Source organism: Stenotrophomonas sp. 86156_Sma (assembly GCF_056481625.1).
Genome location: NZ_CM151157.1, coordinates 380,001 through 401,656 on the forward strand (window position 1 = coordinate 380,001; position 21,656 = coordinate 401,656).

A 21,656-nucleotide genomic window follows, 5' to 3' on the forward strand; every position below is an offset into this window, starting at 1 on the left:
GGTCGCAGTAACCAGGCCGCTGCGACTGTTTATCAAAAACACAGCACTCTGCAAACACGAAAGTGGACGTATAGGGTGTGACGCCTGCCCGGTGCTGGAAGGTTAATTGATGGGGTCAGCCGCAAGGCGAAGCTCTTGATCGAAGCCCCAGTAAACGGCGGCCGTAACTATAACGGTCCTAAGGTAGCGAAATTCCTTGTCGGGTAAGTTCCGACCTGCACGAATGGCGTAACGACAGCGGCGCTGTCTCCACCCGAGACTCAGTGAAATTGAAATCGCTGTGAAGATGCAGCGTTCCCGTGGCAAGACGGAAAGACCCCGTGAACCTTTACTATAGCTTTACACTGAACGTTGAGTTCGTCTGTGTAGGATAGGTGGGAGGCTATGAAACTGTGGCGCTAGCTGCAGCGGAGCCATCCTTGAAATACCACCCTGTCGTGCTTGACGTTCTAACCTGGGCCCATTATCTGGGTCGGGGACCGTGTATGGTGGGTAGTTTGACTGGGGCGGTCTCCTCCTAAAGAGTAACGGAGGAGCTCGAAGGTACGCTCAGCGCGGTCGGACATCGCGCACTGTGTGCAAAGGCATAAGCGTGCTTGACTGCAAGATCGACGGATCAAGCAGGTAGGAAACTAGGACTTAGTGATCCGGTGGTTCTGTATGGAAGGGCCATCGCTCAACGGATAAAAGGTACTCCGGGGATAACAGGCTGATACCGCCCAAGAGTTCATATCGACGGCGGTGTTTGGCACCTCGATGTCGGCTCATCACATCCTGGGGCTGTAGTCGGTCCCAAGGGTATGGCTGTTCGCCATTTAAAGTGGTACGCGAGCTGGGTTCAGAACGTCGTGAGACAGTTCGGTCCCTATCTGCCATGGGCGTTGGAGATTTGAGAGGGGCTGCTCCTAGTACGAGAGGACCGGAGTGGACGAACCTCTGGTGTTCCGGTTGTCACGCCAGTGGCATTGCCGGGTAGCTATGTTCGGAAGCGATAACCGCTGAAAGCATCTAAGCGGGAAGCGCGCCTCAAGATGAGATCTCCCGGGGCACAAGCCCCCTGAAGGAACCATGTAGACTACGTGGTTGATAGGTCAGGTGTGTAAGTACAGCAATGTATTGAGCTAACTGATACTAATGATCCGAGAGGCTTGACCATATAACCTCAAGTTGCCTTGGCTTTACGACAGCGTCGTAAGAGCATCCAAGTGCACGCTACGTCACAAGAACTACGAGAGGCAGGCGCCTTATCCAGCTGTATCGGATGGCGACGCTCCAACCGCCTCCCTGGTGAAATTAGCGCTGTGGAACCACCCGATCCCATCCCGAACTCGGAAGTGAAACGCAGCTGCGCCGATGGTAGTGTGGCTCAAGCCATGCGAGAGTAGGTCATCGCCAGGGTTTACACCCAAAACCCCGCTGCTTACGCAGCGGGGTTTTTCTTATTAAGTGAAGGCACTGCATTTTCCGGGTGCCTTCCGCCCCAAGGGCAAGATCGCGAAGCTGGCGCTGCAAGCGCTGCTGCAACCGTCTCCCTGGTGAAATTAGCGCTGTGGAACCACCCGATCCCATCCCGAACTCGGAAGTGAAACGCAGCTGCGCCGATGGTAGTGTGGCTCAAGCCATGCGAGAGTAGGTCATCGCCAGGGTTTACACCCAAAACCCCGCTGCTCGCGCAGCGGGGGTTTTTCTTTGTGCGCGCGAAATGCGGGTAGTGCCGGCCGCTGGCCGGCAACCCGACGGCGTTACATCGCCCGGTAGATCCACGCCATGCGTGGATGCTCTCTGCATGGAACCACGGCGCCAACCAAGGTTGGCATCTAAAACTGCAGGGCGCGATCACACACAAAAAAGCGGCGCCCTTGCGGGCGCCGCCTTGGCTTGCTTCAGTACTCAGTCGAGCAGGCTCGACGCTACTTCGCCGCAGCCGGGGCCTTGTCCTTCATCATCGCGTCGCGGGCTGCCTTGAACGGGTTGCCTTCGTACCAGTTCGGCCAACGATCGCCACCGGCCAGTTCCTTGCCGACGCCGTACATCAGCTGCAGGTCTTCGACGGTGCCGTCCAGCTTCCAGGTGGCCGCATCGAACTCATCCTTCGGGCCGTGGTAGCGGTTGGCGCCGTAGTCGGCTGCAGCCTTGCGGCCCGCGTCCACGCCACCCTCGCGCAGGTCTTCGCCGCCATCGGCGTACAGGGCCGGCACACCGGCCTTGGCGAAGTTGAAGTGATCGGAACGGAAGTAGAAGCCGCTCTGCACCGAGGTCTCACCGTGCAGGGTACGGTCCTGGGCCGCGGCCAGCGGCTTGAGGATGTCTTCCAGCTCCGAGCTGCCGAAGCCGGTGACGGTCACGTCCTTGGCACGGCCAGCCACCGACATCGCATCGATGTTGATCACGCCGGCGATCTTGTCCAGCGGGAAGGTCGGATGGGCAACGTAGTACTTCGAACCCAGCAGGCCGGATTCTTCCAGGGTCACCGCCAGGAACACCACCGAGCGCTCCGGCTTCGGCTCCTGGTGGGCCATGGCTTCAGCCACCTCGAGGATGCCGGCCACGCCGGTGGCGTTGTCGACCGCGCCGTTGTAGATGTTGTCGCCGGTCTCGCCCTCGTGCTTGCCCAGGTGATCCCAGTGCGCCATGTACAGCACGGCCTCGTCGGCACGCTTGCTGCCCGGCAGCACGCCCACCACGTTGCGCGACTGCTTCTGCGCGATCTGGCTCTTCAGATCGACCGCAGCGGTGGCCTTCAGCGGCACCGGCTTGAAGCCGCGCTTGCTGGCGTCCTTGTAGGCCTGCGCCAGGTCCAGGCCGGCACCGGCGAACAGCGCCTTGGCAGCGTCGGCACTCAGCCAGCCCTGCACCGGAATGCGGGCTTCCGGGTCATCCTTGGCCGGCAGGTCGTACTGCGGGCCTGCCCAGGAGTTCTTCACCACGTCCCAGCCATAGGAGGCGCCGGCGGTGTCGTGCACGATCAGCGCGGCGGCGGCGCCCTTGCGTGCGGCCTCCTCGAACTTGTAGGTCCAGCGGCCGTAGTAGGTCATGCGCTTGCCGTCGAACAGCTTCGCGTCATCGACATGGAAGCCCGGGTCGTTGACGAACATGACGACCGTTTTGCCCTTCCAGTCCTGGCCGGCGTAGTCGTTCCACTTCTGCTCCGGCGCGTCGACGCCGTAGCCGACGAACACCAGGTCGCTGGCATCGACCTTCACCTCGGCCTGGCCGGTACGGGTACCCACCACCATGTCGGTGCCGAACTTCAGCTCGGTGGTCTTGCCGCCCTGGGTGATCTTCAGCACGGTCGATTCGTCGGCCGTGGTCTCGGTCATCGGCACATCCTGGAACCAGCTGTCGCCGTTGCCGGGCTGCAGGCCGATGCGCTGCATCTGGTCGCGGATGTAGTTGACCGTCAGTTCCTCGCCCTTGCTGCCTGGGGCGCGGCCTTCGAATTCATCCGAAGCCAGCGTCTTGACCATCTCGGCGAAGTCGCCGGCGTTGATCTCCGGCGAGAACGCATGGGCCGCCGGCTTGGCAGCGGCGGTGTCGGTGGCCGGCGCGGGCGCCGGAGTGTCTTCGCCTTTGCAGGCACTGAGCGCGGCCGCAGCGGCCAGGCACAGGAGGAGTTTGCGGGGCATCGTCGATTCCTGGAAAACAAAGGGCGGCCGCACCACGTGTACGACCGGTAACAGCGAGTATCACCGAACCGATGGGCGCGGTGTGCTCAGTCCGCCGGAGCGGTTTCGGTGTCGAACGGGATCGGCTCGGCGCCGGTGACCGGGCCGATGCGGGCCGTGCGGTGCACGTACAGCACCACCTCGCGTTCGAACTGCAACGGGCCGTCCACCACGGCATTCGGACCGATGATCACGCGTGGCTTGCGGCTGGCGGTCAGCGAGACGCTGAAGTTTGGCTTGCGCACGTGCACACCGCCCTTGACCTGCGAACCGATGCCCACGGTGATGTCACCGTTGACGGTTTCTACGTCGTTGCCGACGCGGCTTTCGACCAGCCCGATGCCACCGTTCACGGTTTCAACGCCGCCTTCGATCTGGCTGCCGCGATCGCTGAAGATGCTGCCGTTAACGGTGCTGACGCTGCCGTGGGCGATCACTTCGCGGCCCAGGCGTACGCCGCCGTTGACCGTTTCGATCTTGCCGGTGCGCGCGCGATCGGCGACCTTGACCCCGCCGTTGACGGTGTCGATGCTGCCGGTCTCGACGCCTTCGCCGACGCGGATGCCGCCGTTGACGGTGTCCAGCTTGCCGTAGCGCTGGCCGGGTTCGGCGCTGATGCTGCCGTTGACCTTGCTGATGTTTTCCTGCGCTGCCACTGGCCCGGTGACCAGCAGTACGCCCAACAGCAGCGGAATGGAGAGAGCTTTCATGGGGACCTCGATGGATGTGCGGCTGGCAGGCCGCGTGCGGAGATGTCACCATTCCCCGGTACCCCCTGCAACTGCCTGAAGTCACTGGAAAGCCCTTGCGCAACAACGCCTTCCCATCACGCCGACATCACATCGCCGCTGCTCGCGGCGGGCGCTGCCTGCTGTTGGGGCTGGCCTTGGCACTGGCGTTGCCGCTGCCGGGGGCCGCGCAGACCACGCGCGAGACCGAGCGCAAGCTGCAGAAACTGCGCAGTGAACTGAAGGGCGTGGCGCAGGAGCGCCGGCAGATCGAGGGCCAGCGTGGCCAGGCCTCGCAGCAGCTGCGTGAGGCCGACGAGAAGGTGGCCCGCACCGGCCGCGCGCTTGCGCAGACCGAGACCGCGCTGCGCGAGCAGGGACGGGCCCTGGCCGAGGCCGAACAACGCCGCAGCACGCTGCAGGCCAATCTCGCCCAGCAGCATCGCGAGCTGGCCGGCCTGCTGCGTGCGGCCTACCAGCTGGGCAACCACGCACCATTGAAGCTGCTGCTGTCGCAGGACACGGTGGCCGATGCCAATCGCGCCCTGGCCTACCACCGCTACCTGCAGCGTGAGCGGGCCCAGCGCATCACCACGCTGACCGCCGACCTGAAGGAACTGGAAGCGCTGCAGGCGCAGATCGCCGAGCGCAAGCAGAAGCTGCAGGGGGCGCAGCAGGACCAGAAGCAGCAGGCAGCGGCGCTGGAAGCCGACCGCCGCGATCGCGCAAAGACCGTGGCCTCGCTGGACGAGCGCTTCAAGGACCAGCGCGAGAAGGAACAGGCGCTGGGCCAGGATGCCAAGGCGCTGGAAACACTGCTGGCCAATCTGCGTGCGGCCGCCGCCCGTGCCGAGGCCGAGCGTCGCGCGGCTGCGCGCCGTGCGGCAGCGGAGAAGGCCGCTGCCGAACGTGCTGCACGCCAGGCCGCGGCACAGGGACGGCCGCCACCGCCCACCAAGGTTCCGCCGGCGGTGGCTTCCGCACCGGCGCCGAAGGTGGGGGGCCTGGGTTGGCCGTTGTCCGGCAACCTGCTGGCCCGCTACGGCGGCAAGCTGCCTGACGGGCGTACCAGCAGCGGCGTGCTGATCGGCGCACCGGCCGGCAGCACCGTCACCGCTGTGGCCGACGGTACCGTGGTGTTCTCCGACTGGATGACCGGCTACGGCATGATCCTGATCGTCGACCACGGCAATGGCTACATGAGCCTGTACGCCCACAACGACACCCTGCTCAAGGACGCCGGTGCACGGGTCAGCCGTGGCGATGCGGTGGCCAAGGTCGGCAACTCGGGGGGCCAAGGGGTCACCGCGCTGTACTTCGAGCTGCGTCGTGGCGGGCAACCGGTGAATCCGGACAGCTGGCTGCAGCGGCGCTGAATCCCGGCTCGCCACGTGCGGGCCGGATTCAACGGGAATTTAGCTGTGCTTCGCGCATAATCGGTGCATGTGCCTTGGGCACCATGCCACCGTCGACAGGAGTGATCCATGCGCGCAGCCCGTACCGCCACCCTCTTGCTGGCCCTGTTGCCAGCGCTGTCCTGGGCGCAGCAGACCGCGCCCGCCCCGAGCCAGGAAACCGGCGGGCAGGCAGCGAGCAGCGAGGAGGCGGTGACCTCGAAGGTGCCGCTGGAGGACATCCGCCGCTTCGTGGCCGTCTACAACGCAGTGCGGGCCGCCTACGTCGATCCGGTCGATGACAAGAAGCTGATGCAGGCAGCGGTGCGTGGCTTGCTGCTCGACCTCGACCCGCACAGCACCTACTTCAACAAGGAAGACGCGCAGGCCTTCGACGAACAGGCCAGCGGCGCCTACGAAGGCATCGGCGTGGAGCTGCAGCAGCAGCCAGACAACGCCAGCATGAAGGTGATCTCGCCGATCGACGACACGCCGGCGGCCAAGGCCGGCATCCTCGCCGGTGACCTGATCATCGCCATCGACGGCAAGCCGATCAGCGCGATCGATGCCAGCGAACCGCTGCGCGGCCCGGCCGGCAGCAAGGTGGTGCTGACCATCGTGCGCGAAGGCAAGCCCAAGCCGTTCGATGTCAGCCTCACCCGCCAGACCATCCGCGTGACCAGCGTGCGCAGCCGCCTGCTGGAACCGGGCTATGGCTACATCCGCCTGAGTACGTTCCAGGCCGACACCGGTTCGGACTTCCAGAAGCACGTGCAGCAGTTGCAGAAGCAGTCCGGTGGCCAGCTCAAGGGCCTGGTGCTGGATCTGCGCAGCAACCCGGGTGGCCTGCTGACTGCTGCCGTGCAGGTGGCCGACGACCTGCTCGACAAGGGCAACATCGTCAGTACCCGCGGCCGCATCAGCATCAGCGATGCACGTTTCGATGCAACGCCGGGCGACCTGCTGAAGGGCGCACCGGTGGTGGTGCTGGTCGACGCCGGTTCGGCCAGTGCCTCGGAAGTGCTGGCCGGCGCACTGCGCGACAACAAGCGCGCCCGCGTGGTTGGCAGCCGCACCTTCGGCAAGGGCTCGGTGCAGACCGTGCTGCCGCTGGACAACGGTGACTCGGTGAAGCTGACCACCGCGCGTTATTACACGCCCAGCGGCAAGTCGATCCAGGCCACGGGCATCGTGCCGGAGGTCGAACTGAAGCCGGCCGCTACGCCGGCCGAGGATGCACTGCCGGCCAGCCTGAGCGATTACAGCGAAGCGACCCTGCCGGGCCATCTGCGCGGTGACGACGAGGGCACCGAGGGCTATCACGCAGGTGCGGTACTGCCGGGCGATGGCCCGATCAACGACGCGCTGGCCGAGCTGAAGACCCCGGGTTCGGTGGCTGCACGCTTGAAGGCCGAAGCGGCAAAAGCGGATGCGGCCAAGGCTGCGAAGGCCGCTGCCGCGAAGCCGGAGGCGAAGGTAGAAGCGAAGCCAGAAGCGAAGCCAGAAGCGAAGCCAGAAGCGAAGCCAGAAGCGAAGCCAGAAGCGAAGCCAGAAGCGAAGCCCGCACCCGTCCCGGCCACGCCCTGATTCTGTAGAGTCGAGCCGTGCTCGACTGATCCACGAACGAGCGGGTGCGCGTGGAGCCGGCCAGCGGCCGGCACTACCAGGGGTCAGAAGCCGTGGCGCTTGCGCAGGCGGCGGGCGATGGCCGCCCGCACGTAGACCCCGTACACCACGCCGAACACGAAGCCGCCGATGTGCGCCCACCAAGCGACCATGCCGAAGCTTGGGCCGATATGGGCGAACACCACCTGCAGGGCGGCCCAGACGCCGATCAGCAGGTAGGCCGGGGCGCGCACGAACTCCAGGAACAGGCCGAGCGGAATGACCACGCCCAGCCGGGCGCCCGGGAACAGGGCCAGATAGGCGCCGATCAGTGCGGACACCGCGCCGCTGGCACCGATGATGATCTGGTCCGGGCTGCCCATGGTGTAGATCGCTACCAGGTTGGACACCGCACCGCCGACCAGGAACAGCAGCAGCAGCCGCCACGGCCCCAGCACCCGCTCGGCGGGCAGGCCGAAGATCAGCAGGAACACCAGGTTGCCCAGCAGATGTGACCAGTCCGCGTGCAGGAACAGAGCCGTGAACAGCCGCAGCACGCTGCCGTCCTGCAGGGTCGCCCACCAGTCCAGCGGGTGGGTCAGGCCGGTGGACAGGGCGCCCCAGTCCAGCCAGAGGCTGCCCCGGGCGTCGTCCGGACGCGAGATCGACCACAGGAACGCCAGCCACAGTGCCGCAAACAGCACGGGCGTGGCCCAGCGCAGGGCCGCCTTCTTGCGCGACGGGAGGGAGACGAACATGGGCAATAGCCTAGCGTGCGGGCGCTTACGGCGGGGATTGTCCTGTTCAGCTTCTGGGACGAAAAAAGCGCCTGCGCTGTTATTGTTTCATTAACAGCTCTGGGTAATACTCGCATACGGCGTCGTATGTCGGGAGGGGAATCCGGCGCGCTCCGAAGGGCCCCAAGGCCTGCCGGGCGCAGGCGCACTCAGAGCACCATCACCGCTTACCGGAGAGAGAACTACGATGCAAACCGCTTCCACCATTGCCCGTCTGACCCTGCTGGCCGTCGGCGTTGCCGGTGCGCTGGCCGCCGCCGACGCCAACGCTGCTGCCTTCCAGCTGAAGGAAAACAGCGCCAAGGGCCTCGGCCGCGCGTTCGCCGGTTCCGGCAGCGCCGAAGGCGACGCCTCCATCATCGCCGTCAACCCGGCCGGCATGCGCCAGCTGGAAGGCACCATGGTCCAGGGCGACCTGAGCGCCATCAGCTTCGGTGCCAAGTACAAAGGCACCGGCCGTACCGGCGTCAGCCAGCGGACCCCGAATGGCTTCCCGGCCCAGGGCGGCAACGGCGGCGACGCCGGCATGATCGCCCCGGTTCCGGCTGCGTACTTCCACATGCCGATCGGCGAGCAGGCCCACTTCGGTGTGTCGTTGACCGCTCCGTTCGGCTTCAAGACCGAATACGACAACGGTTGGGTCGGTCGCTACAGCGGCCTGAAGACCGACCTGAAGGCCATCGACCTCGGCTTCGCCGCGTCGTATGACGTCAACCCATACGTGTCCTTCGGCGCGTCGGTGTTTGTTGAACACCTGACCATCGAGCTGAGCAACGCCATCGACTACGGCAGCATCCTGGCCGGTGCTGGCGCTCCGGGCTTCACCCCGGGCAGCTCGGATGGCACCCTGAAGATCGAAGGCGACAACAATGCCGTGGGCTGGACCGTCGGTGGCCTGTTCTCGCTGGACGAGAACACCCACATCGGCCTGAGCTACCGTTCCAAGGTCAAGCACAAGATCACCGGTGGTGATGCGACCTTCAGCGGCGCCGATCGTGCCCGTGCCCTGCTGACCAACTCGCCGAACACCCGCGGCTGGTTCATGGACACCAGCGGCAAGGCCAACGTCACCATGCCGGCCTCGGCCACCCTGAGCGTGACCCACAAGGTCAACGACCGCTGGACCGTGATGGGCGACGTGACCCGTACCGCCTGGTCGACCGCCTTTGACAACGTCACCGTCGACTACGCCTCGCCGCAGCCGAATTCAGAGCTGAAGTTCGGCTACCGCGATACCACCTTCGTGTCGCTGGGCGCCGACTACAAGCTGAGCGATACCGTCACCCTGCGTGGTGGTGTGGCGCTGGACCAGACCCCGACCACCGACGCCCACCGCGACGTGCGTGTGCCGGATACCAGCCGCAAGTGGCTGTCGCTGGGCGTGGGCTGGACCCCGTCGGCGAACACCGAGTACAACCTGGGCTATACCCATCTGTTCACCAGCGACCCGAACGTTTACGTGCCGGCTGGCAACAACAACCAGGGCAACTCGCTGTCGGGCAAGTACAAGGTCCGTGGCGACGTGCTGGCCGCTTCGTTCCAGTACAAGTTCTGATTCGGGCCTCGGCCTGACGCAGCACACGGAAGGCCCCGCGCAAGCGGGGCTTTCTTTTCTGTGGCCACGGGCCATCCACGCGTGGCGTGGATCTACTGAAGAGCGCAGCCATCCACGGCGTGGATCCACGACAATAGCGCCATGAACCTGTCCGATCCGAACTTCCAGCTGGAGCTGGCTGCCAACATCGCCGTCGCCGGCTCGATCCTGCTGGCCGGCCGCAACAACGTGCACACCTGGTGGCTGGGCATCGTCGGCTGTGCGCTGTTTGCCGCGGTGTTCGAGCGCTCGCATCTGTACGCGGACATGGTGCTGCAGTTCTTCTTCATTGCCATCAGCGTGCTGGGCTGGTGGCAGTGGTTGCGCGGCGATCACGGTGCGCCGCTGCCGATCACCTCATTGCGACCGCGTGCATGGGCCTGGCTGGCGCCGCTGGCGGTGGTGGCGACCTTCGGTTACGGCTGGATGCTGACCCGCCTGACCAACGCCTACGCCCCGTACATTGATTCGGCGGTGCTGGTGCTGAGCGTGATCGCGCAGATCCTGATGATGCGGCGCAAGCTGGAATCGTGGTGGGTGTGGTTGCTGGTGAACACCGTGGCGGTGCCGCTGTACTACAGCCGTGGCCTGCACCTGACCTCGATCCTGTATGTGGGCTTCTGGATCAACGCGCTGGTGGCCTTGCGCCATTGGCGGCACCTGATGCGCAACGAGGCCAGGGCGGCCGATGCCGCTGCCTGAGCGTGCTGCGCGGGGGCTGGTGGTGGGCAAGTTCTGCCCGCTGCACCTCGGCCATGAACGACTGATCGACTTCGCCGCCACGCGCTGCCAGCAGCTGCTGGTGATCGGCTGGTCGCAGCCGGGCTTTGCCGGCTACAGCGCCGAGCGCCGTGAGCGCTGGCTGCGTGCGCGTTTCCCGCAGGCGACGGTAGCAGTGCTTGACGACGCGCGACTGGCGGCATTGTGCATGCAGCATGGCTTGCCAGTGCGAGCGCTGCCGCAGGACAGTGATGACGAACAGGTGCAGCGCGACTTCACCGCCTGGCTGTGCCTGAACCTGTTCGGTGGGCCGGTGCAGGCGGTGTACACCGGTGAGGACTATGGAGACGGCTTCGGGCAGGCGTTGGCCACGCACTTCGGCACACCGGTGCGCCATGAGCGGCTGGAGCGCGCGCTGGACGTCGGGCAGGCCTGTGGCACCCAGCTGCGCACCGATCCGCATGCGCATCGCCATGGCCTCGCATCGCAGGTGTATGCCGACCATGTGCAGCGCGTGGCCTTCATCGGTGGCGAGTCCAGCGGCAAGACCACGCTGGCGCGCGTGCTGGCCGAGCGCCTGCAGACCGCCTGGGTGCCGGAGTATGGCCGCACCCTGTGGGAGCAGCAGGGGGGAGAACTGACGCCGGACGATCTGCTTCGCATTGCAATGACACAGCCACAGCACGAAGACGAGGCCGCGCGGCGCGCGCATCGCTGGCTGTTCTGCGATACCACGCCGTGGGTAACGCTGGGGTACAGCGGCTGGATGTTCGGCACGGCGCCGGAGCCGCTGCGGCAGGCGGCACGACGACGCTACGACCTGCTGTTCCTGTGCGCGCCGGATATTCCGTTCGACCAGGATGGTACGCGCGTGGGCGAAGCCTTCCGGTCGCAGCAGCATGCGTGGTACCTGGCGCAGCTGCAGGCAGAGGGTGTCGAGTACGTGCTGCTGGAAGGCGATCTGGAGACGCGCATCGTACGCGTGCAGGGCGAGCTGGCGAAGCGGGCGGACAACCGGTTCAGTGTCACCCCGCCACTGTAGAGCCGATCCAGTGCCCGCTGCACCATGCAGGCCGAGCGTGGGCTCGGCTCTACAGGAATAAAAGGCACAAAAAAACCCCGCTTTCGCGGGGTTTTTCGTTCACCGCAGGACGCAGGCGATCAGTCGCCCAGGGTCAGCAGCGAGGCGTTGCCGCCGGCGGCGGTGGTATTCACCGTCACCGTCTTTTCGGTGGCGAAGCGCAGCAGGTAGTGCGGGCCGCCGGCCTTCGGACCGGTGCCGGACAGGCCCTGGCCGCCGAACGGCTGCACGCCGACCACCGCACCGATCTGGTTGCGGTTGACGTAGACGTTGCCGACGTGGACGCCGTTGCTGATGCGGTCGACGGTCTCGTCAATGCGCGAATGCACGCCCAGGGTCAGGCCGTAGCCCGTGGCGTTGATCTGGTCGATCACCGCGTCGAGCTGGTCGCCCTTCCAGCGGATGACGTGCAGGACCGGACCGAACACTTCCTTCTGCAGTTGGCCCAGGTCCTTCAGTTCGTACGCGCGCGGTGCGAAGAAGGTGCCATTGGCGGCTTCGGTTGACAGTTCGGCAGCGGCGATCAGGCGTGCTTCGCGGTCCATGCGCTCCGCGTGGTCCTGCAGGATCTTCAGCGCATCGGCGTCGATCACCGGACCGACGTCGGTGGACAGCAGGCCGGGGTTGCCGACCTTCAGTTCCTTCATCGCGCCGGCCAGCATGGTCATCACCTTGTCGGCGATGTCGTCCTGCACGAACAGCACGCGCGCGGCCGAGCAACGCTGGCCGGCAGAGGTGAAGGCCGAACCGATCGCGTCCTTGACCAGCTGTTCCGGCAGTGCCGAGGAGTCGGCAATGAAGGCATTCTGGCCACCGGTCTCGGCAATCAGCACACCGATGGCGGCGTCACGTGCGGCCATCGCGCGGTTGATCGCACGGGCGGTGTCGGTGGAGCCGGTGAAGGCCACGCCGGCCACGCGCGGGTCGGCGGTCAGCGCGGCACCGACGGTGGCACCGTCGCCCGGCAGGAACTGCACCACCTCGGCCGGCACGCCGGCGTCATGCAGCAGCTTCACCGCGTAGTAGCCGATCAGGTTGGTCTGCTCGGCCGGCTTGGCGATGACGCTGTTGCCGGCGGCCAGGGCGGCAGCGACCTGGCCCAGGAAGATCGCCAGCGGGAAGTTCCACGGGCTGATGCAGACGAACACGCCACGGCCGTGCAGTTGCAGCTCGTTGGACTCACCGGTCGGGCTCGGCAGCTTCTCGGCGTGGCTGAACTGCTCGCGCGCCTGCTTGGCGTAGTAGCGCAGGAAGTCCACCGCTTCGCGCACTTCGGCGATGCTGTCGGGCAGGCTCTTGCCGGCTTCCTTCACGCACAGCGCCATGAACTCCGGCATGCGCGCTTCCAGCTGGTCGGCGGCGTGCTCGAGGATGGCGGCGCGGCTGGCGGCCGGGGTGCGGTTCCAGGCCGGCTGCGCGGCCACGGCGTTGGCCAGGGCCTTCTGCACGGTGGCGGCATCGGCGGCCAGCCACTGGCCGACCACTTCGCGGATGTCGGCCGGGTTGGTCACCGGCAGCGCGGCGCCGGCCGGGTTCGCACCCGGCACCAGCGGGGCGGCCTGCCACGGCTTCACTGCAGCGTTGATCTGCTCGGCGAGGGCGCGCAGTTCGTTGTCGTTGGCGAGGTTGGCGCCCATGGAGTTCTTCCTGTCGTGGTTCTGGCTGCGCAGCAGGTCAACCGGCAGCGGGATCTTGGGATGCGGAATCGATTCGAACGAAGCGACCATCTCGACCGGATCGCGGATCAGGTCGGCGATCGGCACGCGTTCGTCGGTGATGCGGTTGACGAAGCTGGAGTTGGCGCCGTTTTCCAGCAGGCGGCGCACCAGGTACGGCAGCAGGTCTTCATGCGAACCGACCGGCGCATACACGCGGCAGGGCAGGTTCAAGCGGTCGGCCGGCACCACTTCGGCGTACAGGTCGTCGCCCATGCCGTGCAGCTTCTGGTGCTCGTACACGCCGCCATTGGCGATGCTGCGCACGGCCGCGATGGTGTGCGCGTTGTGCGTGGCGAACATCGGGTAGATCGCGTCGGCATGCGTGAACAGGCGCTTGGCGCAGGCCAGGTAGGAGACATCGGTGTTCTGCTTGCGGGTGAACACCGGGTAGCCCGGGTAGCCTTCGATCTGCGCGCGCTTGATCTCGGCGTCCCAGTAGGCGCCCTTGACCAGGCGCACCTGCAGGCGGCGACCGGCGCGGCGCGCCATGTCGGCCAGGTGGTCGATCGTGTACGGCGTGCGCTTCTGGTAGGCCTGCACGACCACACCAAAGCCATCCCAGCCGGCCAGCGAGGCGTCGGAGAACACCTGCTCGATGATGTCCAGCGACAGTTCCAGGCGGTCGGACTCTTCGGCGTCGACGGTGCAGCCGATGCCATAGCTCTTGGCCAGCTGAGCCAGTTCCAGCACGCCCGGCACCAGGTCCTTCAGCACGCGCTCGCGCTTGGCGTGCTCGTAGCGCGGGTACAGCGCCGACAGTTTGATCGAGATGCCCGGCGCGTTGTTGACGTCGCCGTCCGGACGGCCGCCGCGTGCCTTGTGGTCGCCGCCGATGGCGTGGATCGCACGACGGTAGTCTTCCAGGTAGCGCAGCGCGTCCTTCATGGTCAGCGCGCCTTCGCCCAGCATGTCGAACGAGTAGCGGTAGTTCGCGTTGTCGCCCTTGTGCGAGCGCGACAGCGCTTCGCTGATGGTGCGGCCCATGACGAACTGGTGGCCCATGATCTTCATCGCCTGGCGCACGGCCAGGCGCACCACCGGCTCACCGACGCGGCCGACCAGGCGCTTGAACGCGCTGGGCGCATCGGCACGGGTGGCGTCGTTCATCTGCACCAGCTTGCCGGTCAGCATCAGGCCCCAGGTGGAGGCGTTGACCAGCACGGAGTCGCTGCCGCCCAGGTGCTTTTCCCAGTCGGCATCGGCCAGCTTGTCGCGGATCAGCTTGTCGGCGGTGTCCTGGTCCGGAATGCGCAGCAGCGCCTCGGCCACGCACATCAGCAGCACGCCTTCCTCGCTGCCCAGGTCGTACTGGCGCATGAAGGCTTCGATCGCACCCTGGTCCTTGGCACGCACGCGCACGCGGCCGACCAGGTCGGCGGCCAGCGCCTGCACCTTGGCCTGCTCTTCGGCGGGCAGGCGGGCCTGCGCCAGCAGCTCGCGCACGTGGCTGGCCTCGTCCTTCAACCAGCCATCGGTGATGGCCTGGCGGAACGGGTTGGGGGGCGCCGGCAGTTCCGGCGACAGCAGCGCGCCGGGACGCGGAGCGTCGTGGGCGGCAGGGGAGGAGGAAGGTGCGTTCATGCCGGTCCGGCCAGTGGAAAACTTGGCGATTTTAATCATTTTTGCGGGTTGCGGAAGTGCCCATCAGCCACCTTCGTGAAGCGCTGATAGCCCCTAGCTGCGGTGGATTCAGCGTGTTCAGCAAGCTCGGCAGAATTTGTGCTGAATTCGTCATTCGTGCCGCCGACCTCATGCTGTGTTGCAGCATGGTAAAAAGTGTGAATGCACCCTTGCTACCGGCGAGAGGGCGGGGCTACCATCGAGACGTTTCCCGCGGCAGGAACGCGGTTGCGACATGATCGAGGTGCTTCCAGCTCCGGATGGGTCAGGTACGCAGCTGCGGCTGCGTCCCCCACGGGCGCTCGATGCCCGGCAGTTCGTCCTGTTGTTCACCGTGTTGTCGGGTGCGATGTGGCTGGTGTCCGCCCTCGGGTGGTTGGCCGGCAATGCATTCGCCCCCCTGTTCGCGCTGCTGTACAGCCTGGTGCTGGCGGCGGCACTGCGTGCCTTGTGGCGCAGTGGTGAACGGCAGGAGGAGATCCGGGTAGTGCCGGCGTACGTGGAGGTCATCCCCGTACCCGGTGGATCGCCGGTGTTCCGGGCCCACCCCCACTGGGTGCGCCTGCTCACCGACGACGAGAGGGTCCGGCTGGCATCCAGCGGCCGGCAGGTGGAGGTGGGGAGTTTCCTCGCGCCGGCCGAACGTCAGACGCTCGCAGAGACACTTGAAAGCTTGCTCGCCGCCAGCGATGGCGGCAACCGACGACGCTAAGGGTCTAGGCAATGAAGCAAAGCAGCAGGTGGGGCACGAAGTGCGTTGCAGCGGTCGCCGCCATGGTGGCCGGGGGACTGATGCCGGCGTTGGCCTGGGCCCAGGCGGCCGATCCCAAGCCGTGGCAGCTGAACATGGGCAAGGGGGTGACCCAGACCTCGCGCCTGGCCTGGGAATCGAACAATCTCTCGTTGATCATCTGCACGGTGATCGGCGTCATCGTGTTCGGGGCGATGGCCTACGCCATCTTCAAGTTCCGCAAATCCAAGGGCGCGGTCGCCGCCACCTTCAGCCACAACACCAAGGCCGAGATCATCTGGACGGTGATCCCGGTGATCATCCTGATCGTGATGGCATGGCCGGCCACGGCCAACCTGATCAAGATGTACGACACCCGCGATGCCGAGATGACGGTGAAGGTCACCGGCTACCAGTGGATGTGGAAGTACGAGTATCTCGGCGAGAACGTCACCTTCACCAGCCGCCTGGACCGCGAGTCCGACCGCGTGCGGCAAAGTGGCATCGTGCCGACCCGCGAGACTCACCCGCATTACCTGCTGGATGTCGACAACCGCCTGGTGCTGCCGGTCGATACCAAGGTGCGTTTCGTCATCACCTCTGATGACGTGATCCACGCTTGGTGGGTGCCGGCGCTGGGCTGGAAGCAGGACGCCATCCCCGGTTTCATCAATGAAGCCTGGACCAGCATCGAGCAGCCCGGCGTCTACCGCGGCCAGTGCGCCGAGCTGTGCGGCAAGGACCATGGCTTCATGCCGATCGTGGTCGAGGCGGTGTCCAAGGAAGAGTTCAAGCAGTGGCTGGCGCAGCGCAAGCCGGCGCCGCCCGCCGAGCCGGCAACGCCGGCGGCACCTGCCGAACCGGCGGCACCGACTGCACCGGCGAGCGAGGCACCGGCTGCGCCTGCTGCTGCAGAAGCGGGCAGCGCGCCTGCCACCGTGGCCAGCGGCGCGTGATGTAAAGCCCGCGGCCGTTCGCGGCCGTGGTGACAACCGATTCTGAGAGGTGTTTTGCAATGGCGCACTCGGCAGTTGGGCACGACGATCACCATCACCAGCAGAGTTTCTTCGAGCGTTGGTTCTTCTCGACCAACCACAAGGACATCGGCACGCTGTACCTGGGTTTCAGCTTCATCATGTTCATCATCGGTGCGGCGATGAGCGTGGTGATCCGCGCCGAGCTGGCGCAGCCGGGCCTGCAGTTCGTCAAGCCCGAGTTCTTCAACCAGATGACCACCGTGCATGCGCTGGTGATGATCTTTGGCGGCGTGATGCCGGCCTTCGTCGGCCTCGCCAACTGGATGATCCCACTGCAGATCGGCGCGCCGGACATGGCGCTGCCGCGCATGAACAACTGGTCGTTCTGGCTGCTGCCGGTGGCCTTCAGCCTGCTGCTGCTGACCCTGTTCCTGCCTGGGGGGGCGCCGGCCGGTGGCTGGACGTTGTATCCGCCGCTGTCGCTGCAGGGTGGCTACAACGTGGCCTTCAGCGTGTTCGCCATCCACGTGGCCGGCATCAGTTCGATCATGGGCGCGATCAACATCATCGCCACCGTGCTCAACATGCGTGCGCCCGGCATTGATCTGCTGAAGATGCCGATCTTCTGCTGGGCCTGGCTGATCACCGCCTTCCTGCTGATTGCGGTGATGCCGGTGCTGGCCGGTGCGGTGACCATGCTGCTGACCGACAAGTTCTTCGGCACCAGCTTCTTCAACGCCGCCGGTGGCGGTGACCCGGTGATGTACCAGCACATCTTCTGGTTCTTCGGTCACCCCGAGGTCTACATCATGATCCTGCCGGCCTTCGGCGTGGTCAGCGAAATCATCCCGACCTTCAGCCGCAAGCCGCTGTTCGGCTACCAGGCGATGGTGTACGCCACCGCCGCCATCGCGTTCCTGTCGTTCATCGTCTGGGCCCACCACATGTTCACCGTGGGCATGCCGCTGGGCGGCGAGATCTACTTCATGTTCGCCACCATGCTGATTTCGATCCCGACCGGCGTGAAGGTGTTCAACTGGGTCAGCACCATGTGGCGTGGCTCGCTGACGTTCGAGGCACCGATGCTGTGGTCGGTGGCCTTCGTCATCCTGTTCACCATTGGTGGCTTCTCCGGCCTGATGCTGGCCATCGTGGCGGCTGACTTCCAGTACCACGATACCTACTTCGTGGTCGCGCACTTCCACTACGTGCTGGTGACCGGTGCGGTGTTCGCGCTGATCGCGGCGGTGTACTACTGGTGGCCGAAGTGGACCGGGCGGATGTACAGCGAGAAGTGGGCCAAGGTGCACTTCTGGTGGTCGATCGTGTTCGTCAACCTGCTGTTCTTCCCGCAGCACTTCCTCGGCCTGGCCGGCATGCCGCGCCGCATTCCCGACTACAGCGTGGCCTTCGCCGACTGGAACCTGATCAGCTCGATCGGCGCGTTCGGCATGTTTGTCACCCCGTTCATGATGGCCGCGATCCTGCTGTCCTCGCTGCGCAATGGCGAGAAGGCCGAGGCCCGATCGTGGGAAGGTGCGCGCGGCCTGGAATGGACGCTGCCGTCGCCGGCACCGGCGCATACGTTCACCACGCCGCCGACCATCCGCCCGGGGGATCTGGCGCATGACGACATCACGCATTGAGGTGGGGCATGCATAACGAGAGCCCGCTCCCGATCGGTAGAGTCGAGCCATGCTCGACTGACGAAAAGCAGCCGACCAGCGGTCGGCTCTACCAGGGTGGAAGCATCGAGCAGCAACGCCAGCGCGCCAGGCGCACGGCGATGTGGGTCGGCGCCATCGCCGTGCTGGTCTACGTCGGTTTCATCCTCAGCGGGGTGATCGGCCGATGAGCGAGGCGCCGGCCAGCACACCGTCACGCAGTGCGGGGCTGCCGCGCCTGATCGGCGTGGCGGTGGCGGTGTTCCTGCTCACGTTCTCGCTGGTACCGCTGTACCGCATCGCCTGCGAAAAGGTGTTCGGCGTGCGCCTGGAACGCGGTCCCGGCAGCGAGGCCAGTACCGGCGCGGCGGCCGGCAAGCGCACCGTGCGCGTGGAATTCGATGGCGGGGTCAACTCACGGCTGCCATGGTCGTTCCATCCCGAGCAGCTGACCATGGACGTGGTGCCCGGCGAACTCAACGAAGCGCTGTACTTCGCCCGCAATGACAGCCAGCAGGCAGTGGTCGGCAGCGCGGTGCCTTCGGTGGCACCGGCGCGTGCGTCGGGCTTCTTCAGCAAGACCGAGTGCTTCTGTTTCACCGCGCAGACGCTGCAGGCCGGCGAGAAGCGCGACATGCCGGTGCGCTTCATCGTCGATCCGGACCTGCCACCGGAGATCAAGACGATCACGCTGTCCTACACCTTCTACCGCAACGACGCGCTGTCCGATCGGCTGGCTCCGGCCGCCACCTCGGAAGGCGCGCACGCCGCACCCTGACCCCGGATACCGACATGGCCCAGACACCGACCGACGCCAACGTGTACTTCGTCCCGGCCCAGAGCAAATGGCCGTTCGTGGGTTCCATCGCGATGATGGTGACCATGGTAGGCGTGGCCAGCTGGCTCAACGATGCCAGCTGGGGACGCTGGACGTTCTACATCGGCATCGCGATGCTGGTGCTGACCCTGTTCTGGTGGTTCAGCGACGTGGTGCGCGAATCGCAGGCCGGCAACTACAACCATCAGGTCGATGGCTCGTTCCGGATGGGGATGATCTGGTTCATCTTCTCCGAAGTGATGTTCTTCGGTGCGTTCTTCGGCGCGCTGTTCTACACCCGCAACCTGGGCCTGTCGTGGCTCAGCGGCGAAGGCCGCGGGGTGATGACCAACGAGCTGCTCTGGCAGGGCTACTCGGCGGGTTGGCCCACCAATGGCCCGGCGGCGATCGGTGGCGCGTTCCAGACCATTCCGGCCTGGGGCCTGCCGCTGATCAACACGCTGATCCTGCTGACCTCCGGCGTGACCCTGACCATTGCCCATCACGCGCTGAAGGCGGGCAACCGTCGCCAGCTGCTGATCTGGCTGGGCCTGACCGTGGTGCTCGGCCTCGGCTTCCTGACCCTGCAGGCGGAGGAGTACATCCACGCCTACAAGGAACTGAACCTGACGCTCGGTTCGGGCATCTACGGTTCAACGTTCTTCATGCTGACCGGCTTCCACGGCGCGCACGTGCTGCTGGGCACGATCATGCTGATCGTGATGTGGCTGCGTTCGGCCAAGGGGCACTTCACCCGCGACAACCATTTCGGTTTCGAAGCCGCCGCGTGGTACTGGCACTTCGTCGACGTGGTGTGGCTGATGCTCTTCATGTTCGTCTACGTGCTTTGACCGCGCACGTATCGGTGGCCTCAGCCGCCGATGCCGTGCGGTTTGATCCAGCCCATGTAGATGCTCACGATCACCAGTACGATCAAGGCCACCGACACCCCGATGCGGCGTGTCAGTGCGTTGACCGTGCGCTTGGTCTGGCCGCGGTCGACCAGCAGGTAATACAGGCCGGCGCCCAGATTCCAGACGATGACGATTAGAAACGCGATTACCAGCAGGGTCTTCAGCGAATCACTCATGCGCGGCTCGAGGGCAGGGTGGATGGGCCTATCTGACCGCGTTTGCGCGGACTTGTCATGATGCGCCAGCACACGCGCCTGATCGGCTGGCTGTTGGCGCTGCTGGCGATGGCTGCTTTCACCGCGTTGGGGCTGTGGCAGCTGCAGCGCATGCATGCCAAACAGGCAATGTTGGATGCACAAGGTCCAGCCGTGGCACAGGCGCTGCCACTGGCGCAGGCTCTGGCGGCGCCCGGCGCCTTGCACGGCGTGGCCGACCACGGCCGCTTCCTGCCCGGCGTGGTGCTGCTGGACAACCAGACCCGGCATGGTCGCGCCGGGGTGAAGATCTATCGTCCGTTCCGCAGTGACGGAGGCAGCGTGCTGCTGGTCGACCTCGGCTGGCGCGCGCTGCCGCCGGATCGCACGCTGCCGGATGTGCCGGCGCCGCCTTCGCCGGTGGCGGTGCGTGGGTTGTTGGCGCCGCCGCCGTCGGCGGGACTGGCACTGGGCCCGGCGTTCTCCGCTACCGATGAGGCCGGGCGTTGGCTGGCCAGCCGTTTGCCCGCCGAAGGCCTGGCGGCGGCGCTTGGCCTACCGGTATTGCCCGACCGCGTCCTGCGCCTGGACCCGGCACTGCCATTCGGCGACGAACGCGATCTGGACCTGCTGCCGAACACGCTGCCGCCGCAGCGTCACCTGGGCTACGCCGTGCAGTGGTTCGGCCTGGCCCTGACCGTGCTGGTGGTCGCGCTGGTGCTGGAGTGGCGCAGGAGACGTGCCGTGGCCCGGTAGTGCCGGCCGCTGGCCGGCATCCCCTCGGATTCCTGGATGCCGGCCAGCGGCCGGCACTACCGGGGCACCACACCCGCATCCCTTACCCAACCATGAGAAAATGCCCCGCATGAACACTGCTACGTCCCCGCAGGCGCGCGGCTCCGGCCGCCGGACCCTGGTGCTGCTGTTTGCCGTGTTCTTCGGTGCGATGGCACTGGCCGCCGTGCTGCGCTTCTCCGGCTGGCAACCGACCGGGCACCGCAATGCCGGCCAGCTGCTGAAGCCGCCGGTGGACCTGCGCCAGCAGGCGCCGACCCTGGCCAGCGGCCAGCCCTACGCCTGGAACCCCGAGGCCCGTACCTGGCGCCTGCTGGTGGCGCCGGCCGGTGCCTGCGACGCGCAGTGCGTCACTTTGTCGCAGGGGCTGGGCAAGGTGTGGCAGCTGTTCGGCCATAACGCCGATAATGTCGAAATCCTGTGGCTGGGAACGCCACCGGCGTCGATCGCCTCGCTGCCCGCGCTGCGGCCGCTGGCTCCGTCGCCAGCACTGCGCGCGGCCCTGCCCGGCGTCGACGATCCGGCTGGCCTGCCGGTCTACGTGATCGATCCGAACGGCTTCGTGATCATGCGTCATGCCCCGGGCACCGACCTGGGTGGCCTGCGCAAGGACATGGCCACGTTGCTGAAACTGAAGTGAGTC

At 65.9% G+C, this 21,656-nt stretch carries 18 protein-coding genes and 3 rRNA genes (1 of these 21 only partly in view); 16 read left to right on the forward strand and 5 right to left on the reverse strand.

What is annotated here, in order from left to right:
* From ACZK33_RS01680 to rrf (ACZK33_RS01690), 3 genes are all read left to right on the forward strand, one after another.
* Positions 1 to 1,156, forward strand: a 23S ribosomal RNA gene (locus ACZK33_RS01680); it begins 1,724 nt to the left of the window's first position.
* Positions 1,157 to 1,283: 127 nt separating this feature from the next.
* Positions 1,284 to 1,398 (forward strand): 5S ribosomal RNA (rrf, locus tag ACZK33_RS01685).
* Positions 1,399 to 1,531: 133 nt separating this feature from the next.
* Positions 1,532 to 1,646 (forward strand): 5S ribosomal RNA (rrf, locus tag ACZK33_RS01690).
* A gap of 264 nt (positions 1,647 to 1,910) precedes the next feature.
* On the opposite strand, the gene ACZK33_RS01695 is transcribed toward rrf (ACZK33_RS01690), so the two are convergent.
* Both ACZK33_RS01695 and ACZK33_RS01700 read right to left on the reverse strand, forming a co-directional pair.
* Positions 1,911 to 3,626, reverse strand: coding sequence for a M28 family metallopeptidase (locus tag ACZK33_RS01695; RefSeq protein ID WP_049421206.1), 1,716 nt, complete (start codon positions 3,624 to 3,626; stop codon positions 1,911 to 1,913).
* An 86-nt stretch (positions 3,627 to 3,712) separates the two neighbouring features.
* Positions 3,713 to 4,375, reverse strand: coding sequence for a DUF4097 family beta strand repeat-containing protein (locus tag ACZK33_RS01700; protein WP_032129713.1), 663 nt, complete (start codon positions 4,373 to 4,375; stop codon positions 3,713 to 3,715).
* A gap of 95 nt (positions 4,376 to 4,470) precedes the next feature.
* Between ACZK33_RS01700 and ACZK33_RS01705 the strand changes: the two genes are divergently transcribed.
* Together ACZK33_RS01705 and ACZK33_RS01710 are read left to right on the forward strand one after the other, a co-directional pair.
* Complete coding sequence (locus tag ACZK33_RS01705; protein ID WP_010484243.1) at positions 4,471 to 5,769, forward strand: murein hydrolase activator EnvC family protein; 1,299 nt, start codon at positions 4,471 to 4,473, stop codon at positions 5,767 to 5,769.
* Between the two features lie 108 nt (positions 5,770 to 5,877).
* Positions 5,878 to 7,374 (forward strand): S41 family peptidase, encoded by a 1,497-nt coding sequence (locus ACZK33_RS01710; protein ID WP_478454024.1) that lies wholly within the window; start codon positions 5,878 to 5,880, stop codon positions 7,372 to 7,374.
* An 83-nt stretch (positions 7,375 to 7,457) separates the two neighbouring features.
* Here ACZK33_RS01710 and ACZK33_RS01715 read toward each other — a convergent pair whose 3' ends face one another.
* Positions 7,458 to 8,150: a rhomboid family intramembrane serine protease gene (locus ACZK33_RS01715; RefSeq protein WP_019662230.1), complete on the reverse strand. Its 693-nt coding sequence runs from the start codon at positions 8,148 to 8,150 to the stop codon at positions 7,458 to 7,460.
* Positions 8,151 to 8,376: 226 nt separating this feature from the next.
* Here ACZK33_RS01715 and ACZK33_RS01720 point away from each other — a divergent pair, with 226 nt between their 5' ends.
* The 3 genes from ACZK33_RS01720 to ACZK33_RS01730 all read left to right on the forward strand — a co-directional run bounded on the left by ACZK33_RS01720 (position 8,377) and on the right by ACZK33_RS01730 (position 11,545).
* Entirely contained in the window at positions 8,377 to 9,744 is a 1,368-nt protein-coding gene (locus ACZK33_RS01720; RefSeq protein ID WP_182267109.1) for an outer membrane protein transport protein, read from the forward strand.
* A 141-nt stretch (positions 9,745 to 9,885) separates the two neighbouring features.
* Positions 9,886 to 10,485, forward strand: coding sequence for a nicotinamide riboside transporter PnuC (gene pnuC, locus ACZK33_RS01725; protein ID WP_049421201.1), 600 nt, complete (start codon positions 9,886 to 9,888; stop codon positions 10,483 to 10,485).
* Positions 10,472 to 11,545: an AAA family ATPase gene (locus ACZK33_RS01730; protein ID WP_478454027.1), complete on the forward strand. Its 1,074-nt coding sequence runs from the start codon at positions 10,472 to 10,474 to the stop codon at positions 11,543 to 11,545. Before pnuC ends, ACZK33_RS01730 begins: the two co-directional genes overlap by 14 nt.
* A 119-nt stretch (positions 11,546 to 11,664) precedes the next feature.
* Here ACZK33_RS01730 and putA read toward each other — a convergent pair whose 3' ends face one another.
* Positions 11,665 to 14,883 carry a bifunctional proline dehydrogenase/L-glutamate gamma-semialdehyde dehydrogenase PutA gene (gene putA / locus ACZK33_RS01735; RefSeq protein WP_423174684.1) on the reverse strand — a complete coding sequence of 1,073 codons (3,219 nt, stop codon included), beginning with the start codon at positions 14,881 to 14,883 and terminating at the stop codon, positions 11,665 to 11,667.
* 274 nt (positions 14,884 to 15,157) lie between these two features.
* Here putA and ACZK33_RS01740 point away from each other — a divergent pair, with 274 nt between their 5' ends.
* The 6 genes from ACZK33_RS01740 to ACZK33_RS01765 are packed head-to-tail and all read left to right on the forward strand — an operon-like array spanning position 15,158 to position 19,961.
* Positions 15,158 to 15,634: a DUF2244 domain-containing protein gene (locus ACZK33_RS01740; protein WP_004153894.1), complete on the forward strand. Its 477-nt coding sequence runs from the start codon at positions 15,158 to 15,160 to the stop codon at positions 15,632 to 15,634.
* Between the two features lie 11 nt (positions 15,635 to 15,645).
* The gene (coxB, locus tag ACZK33_RS01745) at positions 15,646 to 16,608 is read left to right on the forward strand and encodes a cytochrome c oxidase subunit II (RefSeq protein ID WP_189720468.1); all 963 of its coding nucleotides are present in this window, start codon (positions 15,646 to 15,648) and stop codon (positions 16,606 to 16,608) included.
* A 59-nt stretch (positions 16,609 to 16,667) separates the two neighbouring features.
* Positions 16,668 to 18,275 carry a cytochrome c oxidase subunit I gene (gene ctaD, locus ACZK33_RS01750; RefSeq protein WP_004153896.1) on the forward strand — a complete coding sequence of 536 codons (1,608 nt, stop codon included), beginning with the start codon at positions 16,668 to 16,670 and terminating at the stop codon, positions 18,273 to 18,275.
* A gap of 8 nt (positions 18,276 to 18,283) precedes the next feature.
* Positions 18,284 to 18,484: a hypothetical protein gene (locus ACZK33_RS01755; RefSeq protein ID WP_478454030.1), complete on the forward strand. Its 201-nt coding sequence runs from the start codon at positions 18,284 to 18,286 to the stop codon at positions 18,482 to 18,484.
* Positions 18,481 to 19,071 (forward strand): cytochrome c oxidase assembly protein, encoded by a 591-nt coding sequence (locus ACZK33_RS01760; protein WP_180868821.1) that lies wholly within the window; start codon positions 18,481 to 18,483, stop codon positions 19,069 to 19,071. The genes ACZK33_RS01755 and ACZK33_RS01760 overlap by 4 nt, the downstream gene beginning before the upstream one ends.
* Before the next feature lie 14 nt (positions 19,072 to 19,085).
* Complete coding sequence (locus tag ACZK33_RS01765) at positions 19,086 to 19,961, forward strand: cytochrome c oxidase subunit 3 (protein WP_005412024.1); 876 nt, start codon at positions 19,086 to 19,088, stop codon at positions 19,959 to 19,961.
* A gap of 20 nt (positions 19,962 to 19,981) precedes the next feature.
* Here the strand turns inward: ACZK33_RS01765 and ACZK33_RS01770 are convergent, their stop codons facing one another.
* The gene (locus ACZK33_RS01770) at positions 19,982 to 20,200 is read right to left on the reverse strand and encodes a twin transmembrane helix small protein (protein WP_010484233.1); all 219 of its coding nucleotides are present in this window, start codon (positions 20,198 to 20,200) and stop codon (positions 19,982 to 19,984) included.
* A 57-nt stretch (positions 20,201 to 20,257) separates the two neighbouring features.
* On the opposite strand from ACZK33_RS01770, the gene ACZK33_RS01775 reads away from it, so the two are divergent.
* Both ACZK33_RS01775 and ACZK33_RS01780 read left to right on the forward strand, forming a co-directional pair.
* Positions 20,258 to 20,974, forward strand: a complete 717-nt coding sequence (locus tag ACZK33_RS01775; RefSeq protein ID WP_125895788.1) for an SURF1 family protein — start codon at positions 20,258 to 20,260, stop codon at positions 20,972 to 20,974.
* Between the two features lie 109 nt (positions 20,975 to 21,083).
* Positions 21,084 to 21,653, forward strand: a complete 570-nt coding sequence (locus ACZK33_RS01780) for a hypothetical protein (RefSeq protein ID WP_032129724.1) — start codon at positions 21,084 to 21,086, stop codon at positions 21,651 to 21,653.
* Positions 21,654 to 21,656: the final 3 nt, after the last annotated feature.